Source organism: Azospirillum oryzae, assembly GCF_900177515.1.
GTDB lineage: Bacteria > Pseudomonadota > Alphaproteobacteria > Azospirillales > Azospirillaceae > Azospirillum > Azospirillum oryzae_A.
Genome location: NZ_FXAK01000005.1, coordinates 299,189 through 315,928 on the forward strand (window position 1 = coordinate 299,189; position 16,740 = coordinate 315,928).

13 protein-coding genes are annotated in these 16,740 nt (G+C 67.2%); 5 read left to right on the top strand and 8 right to left on the bottom strand.

What is annotated here, in order from left to right; genetic code table 11:
- Positions 1–12 precede the first annotated feature (12 nt).
- From B9N97_RS09840 to B9N97_RS09850, 3 genes are all read right to left on the bottom strand, one after another.
- A complete protein-coding gene (locus tag B9N97_RS09840; RefSeq protein WP_085085824.1) occupies positions 13–492 on the bottom strand; it encodes a hypothetical protein in 480 nt (159 codons plus the stop codon).
- A 103-nt stretch (positions 493–595) separates the two neighbouring features.
- Positions 596–2,371, bottom strand: coding sequence for an SLC13 family permease (locus B9N97_RS09845; protein ID WP_085085826.1), 1,776 nt, complete (start codon positions 2,369–2,371; stop codon positions 596–598).
- Between the two features lie 72 nt (positions 2,372–2,443).
- Positions 2,444–4,468 (bottom strand): AsmA family protein, encoded by a 2,025-nt coding sequence (locus B9N97_RS09850; RefSeq protein WP_085085828.1) that lies wholly within the window; start codon positions 4,466–4,468, stop codon positions 2,444–2,446.
- A gap of 226 nt (positions 4,469–4,694) precedes the next feature.
- On the opposite strand from B9N97_RS09850, the gene B9N97_RS09855 reads away from it, so the two are divergent.
- Genes B9N97_RS09855 through B9N97_RS09865 form a run of 3 tightly spaced genes read left to right on the top strand, consistent with a single transcriptional unit; the run spans position 4,695 to position 7,522 of the window.
- Positions 4,695–5,798, top strand: a complete 1,104-nt coding sequence (locus tag B9N97_RS09855; protein WP_085085830.1) for a hypothetical protein — start codon at positions 4,695–4,697, stop codon at positions 5,796–5,798.
- Positions 5,799–5,800: 2 nt separating this feature from the next.
- Positions 5,801–7,111: a hypothetical protein gene (locus B9N97_RS09860; RefSeq protein ID WP_085085832.1), complete on the top strand. Its 1,311-nt coding sequence runs from the start codon at positions 5,801–5,803 to the stop codon at positions 7,109–7,111.
- Between the two features lie 36 nt (positions 7,112–7,147).
- Positions 7,148–7,522 (top strand): hypothetical protein, encoded by a 375-nt coding sequence (locus B9N97_RS09865; protein ID WP_085085834.1) that lies wholly within the window; start codon positions 7,148–7,150, stop codon positions 7,520–7,522.
- A 10-nt stretch (positions 7,523–7,532) separates the two neighbouring features.
- On the opposite strand, the gene B9N97_RS09870 is transcribed toward B9N97_RS09865, so the two are convergent.
- Positions 7,533–8,435: a DMT family transporter gene (locus B9N97_RS09870; protein WP_085085836.1), complete on the bottom strand. Its 903-nt coding sequence runs from the start codon at positions 8,433–8,435 to the stop codon at positions 7,533–7,535.
- Positions 8,436–9,053: 618 nt separating this feature from the next.
- Between B9N97_RS09870 and B9N97_RS09875 the strand changes: the two genes are divergently transcribed.
- Positions 9,054–10,670 carry a CHASE3 domain-containing protein gene (locus B9N97_RS09875; protein ID WP_348520080.1) on the top strand — a complete coding sequence of 539 codons (1,617 nt, stop codon included), beginning with the start codon at positions 9,054–9,056 and terminating at the stop codon, positions 10,668–10,670.
- Positions 10,671–10,777: 107 nt separating this feature from the next.
- On the opposite strand, the gene B9N97_RS09880 is transcribed toward B9N97_RS09875, so the two are convergent.
- Complete coding sequence (locus tag B9N97_RS09880; protein ID WP_085085840.1) at positions 10,778–11,245, bottom strand: Lrp/AsnC family transcriptional regulator; 468 nt, start codon at positions 11,243–11,245, stop codon at positions 10,778–10,780.
- Between the two features lie 135 nt (positions 11,246–11,380).
- Between B9N97_RS09880 and B9N97_RS09885 the strand changes: the two genes are divergently transcribed.
- Positions 11,381–12,421 (top strand): zinc-dependent alcohol dehydrogenase family protein, encoded by a 1,041-nt coding sequence (locus B9N97_RS09885; RefSeq protein WP_085085842.1) that lies wholly within the window; start codon positions 11,381–11,383, stop codon positions 12,419–12,421.
- A gap of 45 nt (positions 12,422–12,466) precedes the next feature.
- On the opposite strand, the gene B9N97_RS09890 is transcribed toward B9N97_RS09885, so the two are convergent.
- The 3 genes from B9N97_RS09890 to B9N97_RS09900 form a co-directional block, all read right to left on the bottom strand.
- Positions 12,467–13,669, bottom strand: coding sequence for a CaiB/BaiF CoA transferase family protein (locus tag B9N97_RS09890; RefSeq protein WP_085085844.1), 1,203 nt, complete (start codon positions 13,667–13,669; stop codon positions 12,467–12,469).
- Positions 13,670–13,846: 177 nt separating this feature from the next.
- Positions 13,847–15,136, bottom strand: coding sequence for a 4-aminobutyrate--2-oxoglutarate transaminase (gene gabT, locus B9N97_RS09895; protein WP_085085846.1), 1,290 nt, complete (start codon positions 15,134–15,136; stop codon positions 13,847–13,849).
- Positions 15,137–15,170: 34 nt separating this feature from the next.
- Entirely contained in the window at positions 15,171–16,631 is a 1,461-nt protein-coding gene (locus B9N97_RS09900) for an NAD-dependent succinate-semialdehyde dehydrogenase (protein WP_208621188.1), read from the bottom strand.
- Positions 16,632–16,740: the final 109 nt, after the last annotated feature.

Consider the following 16,740-nt stretch of genomic DNA (forward strand, 5'->3'; position numbering starts at 1 on the left):
GAGCGGCGATCCTCAATGCAGCGTGGGCGCCGGTTCCGACAGGGCTCTGCGAAGCCGGGTGGGGTCGAGGCGGCTGAGGGCGGCGTCGCGTTCGTCGGGCTTGGGTTCCCAGCCGAATTCGCGGATCAGCTGGTCACGGGCGGCGACGGCGCGGCGGGACAGGTGAGTGCATTTGTCTTCGGCCGCACCCTGGCGCGGCGGGCGGCAGCGGCGGTCGGCGCAGCTTTCCAGCATCAGGCGGATCATCCGCTCGCGCTTGGCGGCGTCGACATAGCCCATCTGGTCGAAATACAGCTTGGTGAAGGCCAGTTCGGTGACACGGGCATGGGTCTTGCGGTCGCCGACGATCACCGCCGCCACCATCTCCACGCAGCGGCCGGCGAAATGCGGCAGCGGGGCCGTGCCGTCGTCGGCCCGGTCCAGCAGGCTGCTCGGCAGATCGACCAGCCGGCCGGTCACGTCCTTCACCAGATAGCGGCGCCACACCGACATCTCCGCCTCCTGTCAGGCTCAAGCCCCATGGATAAGCCTACACCAGACGGAGGGAAGACGGAACCGCCCGTGAACTACACAATGTCGTGAACGGACCCGTTTTTCAGCGCGGCACCAGCGGCCAGAACAGGGCGATGGCGGCGGTGCCGATCACCACCACCATGATCGACAGCGGCAGGCCGAGCCGCCAGTAATCGCCGAAGCGGTAGCCGCCGGGGCCCATCACCAGCGTGTTGCACTGGTGCCCGATGGGGGTCAGGAAGTCGCAGCCGGCCCCAATGGCCACCGCCATGAGGAAGGCGTCGGGCCGGAGCCCGAGATGGGTGGCGAGGCTGGCGCCGATCGGCGCCATCACCAGCACGGTCGCGGCGTTGTTCAGGAAGGGCGTCACCGCCATCGCCGCCACCATGATCATGGCAAGCGAGCCGATGGGCGGCAGCCCCTGCGACGCCTCCGACAGGAAGCCGGCGATCAGCTCGGTCCCGCCGGTGGTGCGCAAGGTCTCGCTGACCGGGATCAGCGATCCCAGCAGGACCAGGATCGGCCATTCGATGGCTTCATAGGCCTCGCGCAGGCTGACCACCTTCAGCGCGGTCATCGCCACCGCCGCCCCGAAGAAGCCGATGGCGACCGGAACCATCCCGGTGGCGATCAGAAACACGGTAAGCCCCAGAACCGCCACCGCCGCCGCCCGCTTTGGCGTGCGGCCGATGCCGAGGTTGCGCTCGGCCAGCGGCAGGCAGCCCAGCTCCGCCAGCGTGTCGGCCACGGCGGCCCGGCGGCATTGCAGCACCACCAGATCGCCCGACTGCAGGCGGACGCGGCGCAGGCGCTGGCGGATCGGCCGGCCGCGCCGGCTGAGCGCCAGCAGGTTGGCGCCGAAACGCTCGCGCAGGTTCACCTCCTCGATGCTGTGGCCGATCATGGCGGAGCGCTGCTCCACCACCGCCTCGACCACGGCGATGTCGTCCTCGTTCTCGACACCGTCCTGGTCCTTGTCCTGCATCATGCGCAGGCCGGCGCGCTTGACCAGTTCGGCCAGCGCCGCGGTGTCGCCCTCCAGCACCAGGATGTCGCCGGCGAACAGCACCCAATGGCCGGACGGAACATAGCGGCGATAGTTCTCGCGCACGATGGCGGCGACGGTCACCTCGCTCTCGCCGAAATGCTCCAGCTCCGCCACGGTGCGGCCGACGAACTGCGAGCCGGCGGGCAGCCGCGCCTCCGCCGTATAATCGTCGATGTTGAAGGCCGGCCCCGCCCCCGCCGCCCTGCCCTTCGGCAGCAGACGGTAGCCGACCGACAGGAAGGCGACTCCGAACACTGCGATCACCAGCCCGACCGGCGTGAAATCGAACATGTGGAAGGGCTGGCCCGTCATCTCCGCCCGGACGCGCGAGACGATGATGTTGGGCGAGGTGCCGACCAGCGTCATCAGGCCGCCCAGCAGCGAGCCGAAGGCCATCGGCATCAGCAGCAGCGAGACCGGCGTGCCGCTGCGCCGGGCAACCTGCAGCGCGATGGGCATGAAGATGGCCAGCGCGCCGATGTTCTTGACGATGGCAGACAGCATGGTCACCGCGCCGGCCAGCATCGCCACCTGGGTCCAGACGCTGGTCATGCGCGTGGTCAGCGGGCGCATCGCCGCCTCCACCACCCCCGATCGGCCGACGGCGGCGCTGACCACCAGGGCCGAGCCGACGATGATGACGATGTCGTCGGAGAAGCCCTGGAAGGCTTCCCGGGCCGGCACGATTCCCGCCGCGACCGAAGTCAGCAGCGCCAGCATGCCGACGAGGTCGTAGCGCAGCCGGTCCCAGATCAGCAGCGCGATCACCGCGCCGATGATGCCGAAGGATAACATCTGGTCGATGGTCATGGGCAGGGACGGCGTCCTTCCTGGCCTACACGGTGGCCGGATCGGACAGGATGGATGCGGGTTTGCGTCCGGTCAGCGCGCCGATCCCGACGCCTTCCCTTCCCCGCGGCCATTGCCCGACTTGCCGGACGCCTGCCCTCCCTTCTCGGGAGAGCGGGCATCCCGCACCAGCCGGCCACACTGTGGCTGCTCATCACTGCCTGGGTCAAGGAAGGGAAGCACCCCGGCCAGCGGCGTCAGCAGCACGCCCAGCGCCACCGCCGCCGCGCCGCGCGCCGCCGACTCGGTGGGATCGACGCCGATGTCGGGGTTGCCAAGCGTCCCGCCGACCAGCACCGGGACATGGGTGGCGAAGACCTGCGGCGATTTGGCGTCGCCGACGATCCGCAGGTCCAGCGCCTCGTTGCGCAGGTTGATCCGCCCCTTGCCGGTGACCAGCGTTTCCGGCGTGTCGAGCACCAGCGCCTGGACCTGCGCGATGCCGTTCTCCACCGCCATGTTGCCGACCAGGCAGTTGAAGGGCATCGGCTCGGACCCGGAAATGGCGACTCCCAGCGTTTCCAGGATGTTGGTCTTCAGCCCCTTGACCGCGAGGCTGGTGACCCGGCCGCCGTCCACCGCGACGCCGATCTTGCCGTCGGAGGTCGCCAGCAGGTCGGCCACCGTCTTTCCGGTGCCGGCAAGCTGGATGCGCCCGGCAACCGTGCCGCCGATCTGCCCGGCCAGCGCGGTCTCGCTGAAGAAGGTCGACAGCTTCATGGCGCGGATGTCCAGGTTGGTGCGCATCGCCGGCACCTTGCGGCTGCCGTCCACCTCCACCGTTCCGGCGATCCGCCCGCCGCCGATTCCCAGCGACAGCGGATCGAAGCGAAGGTCGCCGGCGTTCAGCCGCACCCGCATGTCGAGGTCGTCGAGCGGCGCAAAGGGCGCCTCCACCCGCTTGCCGCGCAGGCGGACGTCCATGTCGGTGTTGCGCAGCTTTTCCACCGGGATCGGCGTGGCCGGAATCACCCCGCCCTTGCCGCGGGTCGGGTAGTCGTCGCTGCCGCGCGGGGAGGCGCCGACCAGACCGGCGAGATCCTGCGCCGCCAGCCGTTTGGAGGTGAGGTCGGCCTTCACCAGCGGCCGCTCGCCCCCGGTCTTGACCGACAGGTCGCCGGACAGGTCGCTCTCGCCGACCTTGCCCGCCATGCTGCGGAAGGCCCAGAGGTCGCCCTCGCGCGACAGGTGGCCTTCGATGGAATAGGCACGGGTCTTCGGAGTCGGAATCCCGACAATGGGGAAGATCTCCGCCATGTCGGGACCGCTGAGCGCCACCGACAGGTCGACGCCCTCCATTTTCACCGGTTCGGCGATGGAGCCCTCGATGTGGCCCTTGGTCTTGCCGATTGCGGCGTCGATCTTCAGCGGGTAGGGCTTCGGGTTGTCGCGCAGATACAGCAGCGAGGCGCCGGTGGCCGCCAGGGTGAAGGGCTTGCCGGCGAAACTGCCCTTGCCCTTCAGTTCGACCGTGTCGTCGTCGTTGCCGCCGGTCGCGGTGTTGATGGTGTTGTCGATGTCGATGTCGCTGGTGGGGTCGCGGTAGCGGATGGTGCCGTCGGCGATCACCAGCCGTTCGATCACCGGGAGGTCACCGCGCTTGTCGGGGGTCGCGGCCTCCTTCGCCACCTCCTTCTCCGCATTCGGCGGGCCGAAATTCCAGTTGGCCTCGCCCTTCCCGTTCTTTTCCAGGATCAGCTTCGGACCCTGGAACTTCAGCTCCGGCAGTTCCCAGTCGCCGCGCAGCAGCGGCCAGGGACGCAGCGTGGCGTCGAGAACCTCGATCTCCGCCATCGTCTTGTCCTGCGCCCAATCGGCGTTGGCAACGCGCAGACCTTCCAGATGGATGCGGATCGGGTTGCCGAGATGGACGCGCAGGTCGCCGTCGATGGCGACCTCCCGGTTCAGCGCGGACGAGGCGTGACGCGCGACGAAGCCGCGGGCGTCGTTCCAATCGAACAGCAGCACCACCGCGCCGACCGCGACGACGACGAGACCGACGAGGCCGAGCAGCCCGTAGCCGATCCATTTGAACACCGATCCCGCCCCCGCCGCCATTCCGCCGTCCCTCCGTGCTCCGTCCCTGATCCGGACAACGGATGAGGGGGCGCATCGGTGGAGGCTGGAGGCGGGGGGTACCGCGAGAGATCCAGTCCCATCGCCCGAAGGTGATATATTTCCGTTGAAGCTTATATTGGATTTAACGCAAAATTCAGCATCGCGGCGCCGTAATCAACCGACCACCCGGTTCCACCATTTTCCAGCAGCCACGGCCGCAGACACGATGCGTTCCCTGACCAATTTCGCCCCCTCCACCTTCGAGGAACGCGGTGCCGCGGTGGCCTTCACCACGCCGGTCCTGGCCCAGACCCGGGTGCGCAAGGACAGCCGCGACCAGTTGGAGGTACTTGTGCCCAACCTGTCGGAAGGGCGCGGCGTCTATGTGGTACCGTGGAAGTCGCTGCCGCTGGCCTTCCCGATGACGGTTCATGACCGGATGCTGCACGATCTGATCGCCAAGGCCGACGGCTGCTCGCCCGACGACATCCGCAAGGCGGTGCTGGAGGCGGCGCGCTGCGGGCTGGCCGGCGGCGGGGCGGTGGCGGCGGCCGAAGCGGCGCTGAGCGACGACGAGGAGCAGCGGCTGCTCATCAACTATCAGCTGATCGTCGAGGCGCTGAAGGCGGTCGGTCTGGAATCGACGGAGATCCTGCGGGTCGGCCTGACCTCCGCCGAGGGGCAGAAGCTGACCCGCGACCTGATGATGAAGGCGGCGCAGCGGCTGGCGCTGGAGCCGACCGAGCTGTATGGCCGCATCGCCGAGCTGGCGGTGCTGATGGAGTCGATCGGGCTGGCCAGCTCGCCCAAGCCGGCGCGGCTGCGGCGGCTGATGCGCGACCTGCAGGGCTTCCGCGACAGCATGACCGACTGGGCGACCGACAACGTGTCGGAGGCGGCGCCCATCGGCGGCTTCTGCGCCGAGGTGGCAGAACACACGGTCAACCATGCCCGCAACGTCATCGGCCAGCTCGACCAGGCGATGGCGTCGTTCGAGACCCTGCTGCGCCAGTGGGAGACCAAGCGGGCGCTGATCCGCAAGGCGTCGAGCCGGCTGTCCTGGCTGCTCGACGGCTGGGAATACCTGATCCTGCTGTGGAGCGACGCGCAGACCCAGGACCGCCACAGCCAGGACATGGCCGTCCACGACATCTTCCGCGTCATCCCCCTGCTGCCGAAGGACGAAGGCCGCGCCGACCAGTCGATGATGGCCGACAAGCTGATCAGCAGCCACAAGCGCTCCGTACGCGCCTATGTCGACTGGCGCAGCGGCCAACTGGACGTCGATCTGGTCATGCGGATCGAAACGATCAAAGGGAAGGCCGCCTGACCATGGAGATGAGGGATCTGGTCGCGCTGGGTGACAAGCTGCTGGACATCGACGAGGCCAAGTTCCGCCAGGTGGTCGGCCTGCTGGAGCAGATGAACGACCATCCCGACATCCAGCGCACCATCGCCGTCATCCGCCCGCGGCTGGTGGAGTTGCGGCTGAGCCGTCGCCCGACCCTGAAGCGCCTGTTCTGCGATCCGTTCGAGGACCTGTTCGAAGCACTGGGCAAGGCCGACCCGGTGCCGCTGAGCGTGATCGAGCGGTCGCTGATGAACAGCCTGTGGCCGCTGGTCGAGGCGGAGATCGGCAAGGACCGGCTGCGCGCCTACCGCCCCGCCCTGCAGGAGGGGCCGGAGCGCAAGGCGCTGTGCGAGGCGTTCTGGACCGAATGCGCGGCGGCGGTGGCGAAGATCGCCGAGGGGGCGGTGGCCGGGCATTTCAGCGAACCGCTGGACCTGCGGATGAACCCCAACCGGACGCGGGCGCTGGCCGACATCGCCGTCATCCTGTCGATCGCGCCCGAGGTGGCGGAGCTGAAGGCGGCGCTGTCGCCGAAGCCGGTGCCGAAGCTGCACGCCGACCATGTCGAGGCGATCCAGACCATCGGCCGGCGGCTGTCCCGCGTCCGGCCGGACGCGCTGAAGATCTTCGTGCTGCTGGCCGCGTCGCGGCTGACCAACCCGTCGGCGCTGCTGAGCGGGCTGTGGGACATGGATCTGGGGCAGAAATCTGCCGAGCGCGCCGCGCTGTTCATGTCGCTGAGCGGCACCGTCGTCGCCCAGATCGAGGACCGCTCGCGGGCCGGGCAGAGCGCCGAGAATGCCGACCGGATGGCGGTGGCCGATCTGGCGCTCGACCTCGTCGCCAGCCTGGACGCCACCCGCGCGGCGATGGAGCAGAGCCGCAACAAGGACTTCGACCAGCGGCTGAAGCAGGTCCGCAACTCCGTCCACGCCATGGTGAAAACCCAGGTGCTGCAGGACGCAGACGCCGGCATCGTCGCGGCCATCGGCGCGCTGGACGGCGGCGGCGGCGGTCGCGAGGGACGGGCCCAGCTGGCCCAGGCGGAGAACCACGCGCGGGCGCTGCGCAAATGCGCGACCATCGCCGATTCGCTGGGGTTGCGCGGCGAGCTGCGGGAGATGACGCAGAAGACCACCGCCTCGCTGACGGAACGGGCGCAGAAGGAACTGGCCGGCCCCGCCGGCAACGCCCGCACCGGCTACACCGCCATCCGCATGATCGAGTTGATTGCCGGGCCGGCGGAAGCGAATAAGATCATGGACGGGATCATGAACGCCGGCCGGCGGTGACATGTGCCGGCACCTTTCGGCTTAGGGGAATTGGGGATGGGATCGGGATATACCGGGTGGGAACTGCCGGCCGACGAGCGCGGGCGCCTGCTGGCCCTGGTCCCGCCGCGCTATGAACGGCTGGTCGCCGACCATGTGACCCTGCAGTTCGGCGCCGGCCCGCAGGACCCTCTGCCCACCGCCACCCTGGCCGAGGTGATCGGCTGCGCCGACGACGGCGAGGGGGTGCAGGCGCTGGTCGTCGCCATCGACGGTACCAGCGACCGGCCGGACGGCTCCACCTACCACATCACATGGTCGCTGGCGGACGGGCGGCGGCCGGTGGAGGCCAACGACGTCATCCGCGACTATGGCTGGCGCCCGCTGGATCCGCTGACGGTCAGGCTGGTGCCGCGCTTCTTCGGGGGATGAGGCGGGCGCCTCACGGCACCTCCGTCACCCCTTCGGCCACCACGCCGCGCTTCACGCGCTGTTCGCGATAGACGATGAACAGGCCGCTGCTGATGATCAGCGCCGCCCCCACCCCCATGCGGGCGGTGGGCGCGGTGCCCCAGACGGCGAGGTCGAGGATCACCGCCCACAGGATCGACACATACTGGAACGGCACCACCACCGCGGCCGGGCTGAGCTGCAGCGAGCGGTTCATCATGGCGTGGCCGGCCAGCGCCGTGACGCCCAGCAGCCCCAGCAGGACGAAGCCGAGCCAGCCCGGCGCCTCCCAGGTCCAGGGCAGCGTCACCCCGCCGATCAGCAGTCCGCCGACCATCTGGTTGCCGACCAGTGTCAGGCTGGAGGCGGAGCGCAAAACGCGGGTGGAGATCACGCCACAGGAGAAGATGAAGGCGCCCATCAGCGCCACCAGTGACGGCCACAGGTCGAACCGGCCGGTCGGGTTCAGCACGATGACGACGCCGACGAAGCCGACCAGCACCGCAACCCAGCGACGCCAGCCGACGCTTTCCCCCAGGACCAGCACCGACAGCGCGGTGACGATCAGCGGCGCCGACATGTAGATGGTCATCACGTCGGCCAAGGGCAGATAGCCGACTGCCCAATAGAAGCAGGCGACGTCCACCGTCATCAGCAGCACACGCAGGACGTGCAGCGGCAGCCGGTCGACGGCGAAGACCGCGGCGACACCTTCGCGCCAGATCATCGGCGCCAGCACCGCCAGCCCGAACAGGCTGCGGACCGCAAGTAGCATGGCGACCGGATGGTCGGCCACCAGCCATTTGCCGAGCGCGTCGTTCAGCGTGAACAGCGTCATGCCGCCCAGCATCATCAGGATGCCGAGGCGCGTGTCGGTCGCGGGGGCCGCGGTCATGGAGGGATCCGGGGTTGGTTGAGGGCGGATTTTGAAAGCCACAGGCCGTGGCCTGCAAATGAGCCGGTTGCGGGGTCGGCATATTGCGGGATTGGCGATCGAACGCAACCCCTCCGCAGATGGCGGGAGCAATGACGAATGGGTGCTGGCGCACGCCGGCCGCCGCCGCTTCGCCCCCAATCGCCGGGCAAGGAGCAACTCTCGCTCCACGGCGAAACCAAGTGCTGCCGCCACCGTGAAACAAAATGACTTTGGTTGCGAAACTTCCGGTCAAATTTATGGATCATAGATTCGAAATCTGGATATCTTTATTACTGAGAGAATTAAAAAAATGAACATTGCTCATAGATCCAATAGAAAATTAACAAACCACCTAAAGGAAACTCATATATCTGTTTTTAACAGCGCTTTAATTTTATCGGTACTATAGGTGATAAATGCCGGCAACAGAGAACTATGTTGTCATTTTAGTTTTTTCTGTTGCTGCCTTAAGATGCAAAACACCCAACGCACTCTTGCGCGTATGGGTCGGGAGAGAAAGAGACAATGTTCATCCTTGCAAATCTGTCGATCTCCAAGAAGATTTCAGGCGCATTCGCATCTATGGTTGCAATCGCCTTGGCCGTCGCTTTCTCCAGCTATTCGAAGCTTTCGTTCATCGAGACGTCGAGCGGTTGGACGACCCACACCTACGAGGTGCTCGAAGAGGTCTCCAGGATCCTGGGATCCGTGGTGAACCAGGAAACCGGCGTCCGCGGTTATCTGATCGCCGGCGACGATAAGTTCCTGGAGCCCTATCGGGAGGGCCAGCGCCGCTATGCGGAGTCCCTTGCCAAGGCGAAGCGGCTGACGGCGGACAACCCGACGCAGCAGGCACGCTTCGCCGAAGTCGATCACTTTTACCGGACGTGGTTGACCACGGTCGTCGAGAAGGAGATCGAATTGATGGCCAAGCCTGAAACCCGCGAGCAGGCGCGCGCACTGGAAGCCTCCGGCGCGGGGAAATCGGCGATAGATGGCCTACGCGGCATAATCGCGGAGATCGACAAGATGGAGCGCGATCTGCTCATCAAACGCGCCGTCGATCAAGCCGAAGCCTTCTCCACCTCCTACACCGTCAATTTTGCCGGCGGCGGAGCCATGATCATCCTCGCCATGGCGGCCGGCATCGTGCTGTCGCGCGGCATCGCCACGCCGATCCGCGGCATGACCGCCGTCATGGGACGGCTGGCCGCCGGCGACAACGGCGTGCAGATCGAGGGGCAGGAGCGTCGCGACGAGATCGGCGCCATGGCGAAGGCCGTCGAAGTGTTCAAGCGGAACGCCATCGAGAATGCCCGCCTGGAGGCCGAGCAGGAGCAATTGAAAGCGAAGGCGGAGGCGGACCGCAAGGCATCCATGGCGGCGCTGGCCCGGAGTTTCGAAGCCAGCGTCAAAGGCGTGGTGGAAAGCGTCGCCACGGCATCGGGCAACATGCAGTCGGTCGCTACGACAATGGTCGGAACGGCAGAGCAGACCAGCCATCAGGCCAGCGCCTCCGCCGCCGCCGCCGAACAGACCTCGGCCAACGTCCAGACCGTTGCCGCCGCCACCGAAGAGATGTCGGCATCCTTGCTTGAAATCTCCAAGCAGGTCAGCACCTCGTCGCAGATCTCCGCCCAGGCGGTCAAGGATGCGGAACGGACCAACGACACCGTCGCCGGTCTGGCCAACGCCGCACAGAAGATCGGCGAAGTGGTGACGCTGATCCAGAGCATCGCCGGCCAGACCAACCTGCTGGCCCTGAACGCCACCATCGAGGCGGCACGGGCGGGCGACGCCGGCAAGGGCTTCGCCGTGGTCGCTTCGGAGGTGAAGAATCTCGCCACCCAGACCGCCCGCGCGACCGACGAGATCGCAGCGCAGATCGCGACGATGCAGGCGGTGACCACCGAAGCCGTCGACGCGATCAAGGGGATCGGTGCAACGATCACGCAGATGAGCGGGATCGCCACCGCGATCGCCTCGGCGGTCGAGGAGCAGAACGCGGCGACCGGAGAAATCTCGCGCAACGTGACCCAGGCGGCCTCCGGCACCATGGAGGTCTCCACCAACGTCATTGAGGTGCAGAAGGCCGCCAGCCTCAGCGGCAGCATGGCGGGTCAGGTTCTGGACGCCGCCGGAGAGCTGTCGCGCGAAGCCAGGACGCTCAGCTCCGCGGTCGACGAGTTCCTCCGAGGCGTTCGCGCGGCCTGACGGACGCGTCGTTCCTTCTGTTCTGGGGAAAGGTCTGCCCCGTGTACGGACCTTTTCCCGCCCCACCTTTGGGTAGAGCCGCGTCGCACACCATCGAAAATGCCGCTCTACCCGATGACGGGAAGCCTGTTCGTCGCCTTCATCTCGCGCAGGGACAGGTTCGAGCGGATGCTGGCGACGCCCGGAAGCTTCCTCAGGACCTTGTCCACGAACCTGCTGTAATCGTCGAGATCGCGCGCGACGACGATCAGCAGGAAATCCGCCTCCCCGGTGGTGTTGTGGCAACCCAGCACATAGGGGCAGGCCCGGATGACCGCCTCGAACGCCGCGGTCACCTCCTCGCCATGCTGGGTGCAGACGATCTGCACGAAGGCCATCACCCCGAAGCCCAGCTTCCGGCGGTCGAGCACCGCCTGATAGCCCTTGATGACCCCGCTGTCCTCCAGACGCTTCTGGCGGCGCCAGCAGGACGCCTCGCTCAGCGCCAGCTGCTCGGCGAGCCTGGCGTTGGACAGACGGCCATCCTGCTGCAGCCGGTCCACGATCGCGGCATCCATTTTATCGAGCGCGTCCATTGCGGGGATTTCCTGCAGGAATAGGAATGATTGCGAAAGAACCCTTCATATCTCCGGACCGGCGCTTCTTCAATTGAAAGGCAATTTCAGCGTCGTCACCGTAGAATGCCGGGATAATCCAGCAGGAGAATCCCGATGAAAGCGGTGGTCTACGAGGCGTTTTCCGCACCGCCCCAAATCATGACCGTGCCCGATCCGACGCCGGAGCCGCATGGCGTCGTCGTCAAGGTGATGGCGACCGGGGTTTGCCGCAGCGACTGGCACGGCTGGGTCGGCCATGACCCCGACATCCGGCTTCCGCATGTGCCCGGTCATGAACTGGCCGGCATCATCGAGGCGGTCGGCAAGGACGTGACGAAATGGAAGGTCGGCGACCGGGTGACGGTCCCGTTCGTCGGCGGCTGCGGCGCCTGTCCCGAATGCCATTCCGGCAATCATCAGGTCTGCGACCGGCAGTTCCAGCCCGGCTTCACCCATTGGGGGTCCTTCGCGCAATATGTCGGCCTGCATCAGGCGGACATCAATCTGGTCGGGCTGCCGGAGACGATGGACTTCACCACCGCCGCCAGCCTCGGCTGCCGCTTCGTGACCTCCTTCCGCGCCGTCATCGACCAGGGCAAGGCGTCAGCGGGTCAGTGGGTGGCCGTTCACGGCTGCGGCGGAGTCGGCCTGTCGGCGATCATGATCGCCAATGCCGTGGGCGCCAATGTCGTCGCCATCGACATCTCGGAGGACAAGCTCGCCCTGGCCCGCGCGCTGGGGGCTGTCGCCACGGTGAACGCGTCGGAGGTCGGGGAGGTCGCCGAAGCGGTCATCGGGATCACGCGCGGCGGCGCCCATGTCTCGCTCGACGCGCTGGGCCATCCCACCACCTGCTTCAATTCGATCAGCAACCTGCGCAAGCGCGGCAAGCATGTGCAGGTCGGCCTGATGCTGGCTGAGAACAGCACCCCCGCCATTCCGATGAGCCGCGTCATCGCCAATGAGCTGGAAATCCTCGGCAGCCACGGCATGCAGGCTTACCGCTATGACGCGATGCTGGAGATGATGCGGTCGGGCAAGCTGGCGCCGGAGAAGCTGATCGGCCGGACGATCACGCTGGAACAGTCGATCGACGCCCTGGTCAACATGGACAGGTTCGAGGTCGCCGGCGTGACCGTGGTGACCGAGTTCTGAGGATGGGGCCGGAAAGTTGGCGCTTTCCGGCTCCCCTTACTGTGGTCAGATCACGCCCTTCTCGCGCAGGGCCGTGATGTCGGCCTCGCTCAGGCCAAGAGACTCCGCCAGCACCGTGTCGGTGTGCTGGCCCAATGTCGGCGGGGCGGTGTCGTGCACCAGCGGGGTGCCGCTGTAACGGATCGGGCTCGCCACCGTCGGCACGCTGCCCTGGGTCGGGTGCGGCAGATCCTGATGGATGTTGCGGGCCTTCACCTGCGGGTCCTCGAACACCGCGGTCAAATCGTTGATCGGGCCGCAGGGCACGCCGACCTCTTCCAGCGCGCTCAGCCAGTCGTGGCTGTCGCGGGTGCGGATCAGCTCCTCCAGCAATGCCACCAGCTCCTTGCGGTTGGCGACGCGGGCCGGGTTGGTGGCGTAGCGCTCATCCCGAGCCAGTTCGGGACGGCCGGCGACCGTGCAGAACTTGGCGAACTGTCCGTCGTTGCCGACCGCCAGGATGATGTAGCCGTCGCGGGTGGCGAAGGCCTGATAGGGCACGATGTTCGGGTGGGCGTTGCCGAGCCGCTGCGGCGCCTTGCCGCCGACCAGACAGTTCATCGCCTGGTTGGCCAGCACCGCCACCTGCACGTCGAGCAATGCCAGATCGACCTGCTGCCCCTCGCCGGTGCGGTCGCGGTGAGCCAGTGCACCCATGATGCCGATGGTCGCGTAGAGGCCGGTGAAGATGTCGGTCACCGCGACGCCGACCTTGACCGGGCCGCCGCCCGGCTCACCATCCGGCTGGCCGGTGATGCTCATCAGCCCGCCCATGCCCTGGATCATGAAGTCGTAGCCGGCGCGGTTGCGGTACGGCCCGGTCTGGCCGAAGCCGGTGATCGAGCAATAGACCAGCCGCGGGTTGACCGCCTTCAGGCTGTCATAGTCAAGGCCGTACTTGACCAGCCCGCCGACCTTGAAATTCTCGATGACGACATCGGCCTGGGCGGCAAGCTTGCGGACAAGCTCCTGGCCCTCCGGCCGTTCGAAGTCGATGGTGATGGAGCGCTTGCCGCGGTTGGTCGACAGGAAATAGGCCGACTGGTCGCCGGCCCAGGGCGGACCCCAGGCACGGGTGTCGTCGCCGGCGCCCGGCCGTTCCACCTTGATCACGTCGGCGCCGAGATCGGCCAGCGTCTGCGCCGACCACGGCCCGGCGAGAACGCGCGACAGCTCCAGCACCCGGATGTGCGACAAGGGTCCGGCCAAGGTTTGCTCCTCCTGTGATTCTTATAGCCCTCTCCCGCCCCGGGAGAGGGAGGGACCCGCCGAAGGCGGGAGGGTGAGGGGTGATCCGGACATGGATCCTATCCTTGGATCACCCCTCACCCTTCCCAAGCTTCGCTTGGGCCCCTTCCCTCTCCCGGGACGGGAGAGGGAGTCTGGTTACGCCGACACCAGTTCTTCCAGGGAACGCTCGATGATGTCCAGGCCTTCGTCGACCAGGGCGTCCGAGGCGGTCAGCGGGACCAGGATGCGGATGACGTTGGCGTAGGTGCCGCAGGACAGCAGGATCAGGCCCTTTTCCGCCGCCTTGGCGACCAGCGCCTTGGTCAGGTCGGCCGCCGGCTCCTTGGTCTCGCGGTCGGTCACCAGTTCCATGGCGACCATGGCGCCCAGGTTGCGGACGTCGCCGATCACCGACAGGCTGTTGCGCTGGGCCATGGTGCGGAAGCGGCCGGCGATGCGCTCGCCGAGAGTCTCGGCGCGCTCGATCAGCTTCTCTTCCTCGATGACGTCGATGACGGCCAGCGCGGCGGTGGTCGCCAACGGGCTGCCGGCATAGGTGCCGCCCAGGCCGCCCGGAACCGGGGCGTCCATCAGCGCCGCCTTGCCGGTCAGCGCCGACAGCGGGAAGCCGCCGGCCAGGCTCTTCGCCATGGTGACGAGGTCCGGCTCGATCCCGGCATGCTCGACGGCGAACATCTTGCCGGTGCGGGCGAAGCCGGTCTGGATCTCGTCGACGATCATGACGATGCCGTGCTTGTCGCAGACCGCGCGCAGCGCCTGCAGGAAGGACGGGCTGGCGATGTTGAAGCCGCCCTCGCCCTGCACCGGCTCGATGATGATCGCGGCGACGCGGCCCGGATCGACGTCGGACTTGAACAGGGTGTCCAGCGCCTTCAGACTCTCCGCCTCGCTGATGCCGCGATAGGCGTTGGGGAACGGCACATGGTAGATGTCGGCCGGGAAGGGACCGAAGCCGACCTTGTAGGGCACGACCTTGCCGGTCAGGCCCATGGTCAGCAGCGTGCGGCCGTGGAAGCCGCCGGAGAAGGCGACGACGGCGGCGCGGCCGGTGGCGGCGCGGGCGACCTTCACGGCGTTCTCCACCGCCTCGGCGCCGGTGGTGAAGAAGGCGGTCTTCTTCGGCGTCGGGCCGGGGACCAGCGCGTTCAGCTTCTCCGCCAGTTCGACGAAGCTGTCATAGGGCGTGACCATCGCGCAGGTGTGGGTGAAGCGCTCCAACTGCGCCTTCACCGCCTCCATCACCTTCGGGTGGCGGTGGCCGGTGTTCAGCACCGCGATGCCGCCGGCGAAGTCGATGAAGCGCTTGCCCTCGATGTCCCACATCTCGGCGTTCTCGGCGCGGTCGATGTAGAAGGGCATGCCGGCGGAAATGCCACGGGAGACGGCGGCCTCGCGACGGGCGACGAAGGACTGGTTGGTGCTCATTTTCGCTTTTCCTTTGTCTTTTCCCTTGGGGGGGTCAGGCGCCGAGGCCGACGCAGAGATATTTGACTTCCATGAAATCATCGAGGCCGTACTTGGAGCCTTCGCGGCCGATGCCGGACTCCTTGACGCCGCCGAAGGGGGCCACCTCGGTCGAGATGATGCCTTCGTTGATGCCGACGATGCCGTATTCCAGCTTTTCCGCCACGCGCCAGACGCGGCCGATGTCGCGGCTGTAGAAGTAGGCGGCAAGGCCGAACTCGGTGTCGTTCGCCATGCGGATGGCGTCCTCTTCCGTCTCGAACTTGAACAGCGGGGCGACCGGGCCGAAGATCTCCTCGCGGGCGACGCGCATCTCGGTGGTGATGCCGGTCAGGATGGTCGGCTCGAAGAAGGTGCCGCCCAGCGCGTGGCGCTTGCCGCCGAGCGCGACCTTGGCGCCCTTCTCCAGCGCGTCGCCCATCAGCTCTTCCACCTTGGCGACGGCGTCGGCGTTGATCAGCGGACCCTGGGTGACGCCCGGCTCGGCGCCGTTGCCGACCTTCAGCGCCTTGACCGCCTCGGCCAGCTTGGCGGCGAAGGCGTCATAGACGCCGGCCTGGACCAGCAGGCGGTTGGCGCAGACGCAGGTCTGGCCGGCATTGCGGTACTTCGACGCCATGGCGCCCTTGACCGCCTCGTCCAGGTCGGCGTCGTCGAAGACGATGAAGGGGGCGTTGCCGCCCAGTTCCAGCGACACCTTCTTGACCGTGCTGGCGGCCTGCCGCATCAGCAGCTTGCCGACCTCGGTCGAGCCGGTGAAGCTGACCTTGCGGACGATCGGGCTGTGGGTCAGCTCATGGCCGATGGCGACCGGATCGCGGCCCATCACGATGTTGAAGACGCCGGCGGGGAAACCGGCGCGCTCGGCCAGCTCGGCCAGGGCCAGCGCCGACAGCGGGGTGTCCTCGGCCGGCTTGACCACCACGGTGCAGCCGGCGGCCAGTGCCGGCGCGACCTTGCGGGTGATCATGGCGTTCGGGAAGTTCCACGGCGTGATCGCCGCGACGACGCCGATGGCCTCCTTCAGGACGACGATGCGCTTGTTGGCGGCGAAGCTGGGGATGACGTCGCCGTAGGCGCGCTTGCCCTCCTCCGCGAACCACTCGATGAAGGAGGCGCCGTAGATGACCTCGCCGCGCGATTCGGTCAGGGGCTTGCCCTGCTCGGCGGTCATCAGCTGGGCCAGATCCTCCTGGGCTGCGAGGATCAGGTCGTACCAGCGGCGCAGGATGGCCGCGCGCTCCTTGGCGGTCTTGGCCTTCCACGCCGGCAGGGCGGCGTTGGCGGCGTCGATCGCCTCGCGCGTCTCGGCGGCGCCCATGTCGGACACCTCGGCGATGACGGCGCCGGTGGCGGGGTTGGTGACCGGGAAGCTCTTCCCGGAATCGGCCGCGCGCCACGCACCGTTCACGTAGCCCTTGGTTCGGAGAAGGCCCTGGTCGTTCAGCGACAGCATGTTCGATCCGCCCTGGATGAGGATTGTGGAACCGTCCGGCCGCGCCCGATGGAAATATCCTTGCCGATCAAGGGTTTCCTGCACGGGGGCCTGGACCTTGGACAGAAGC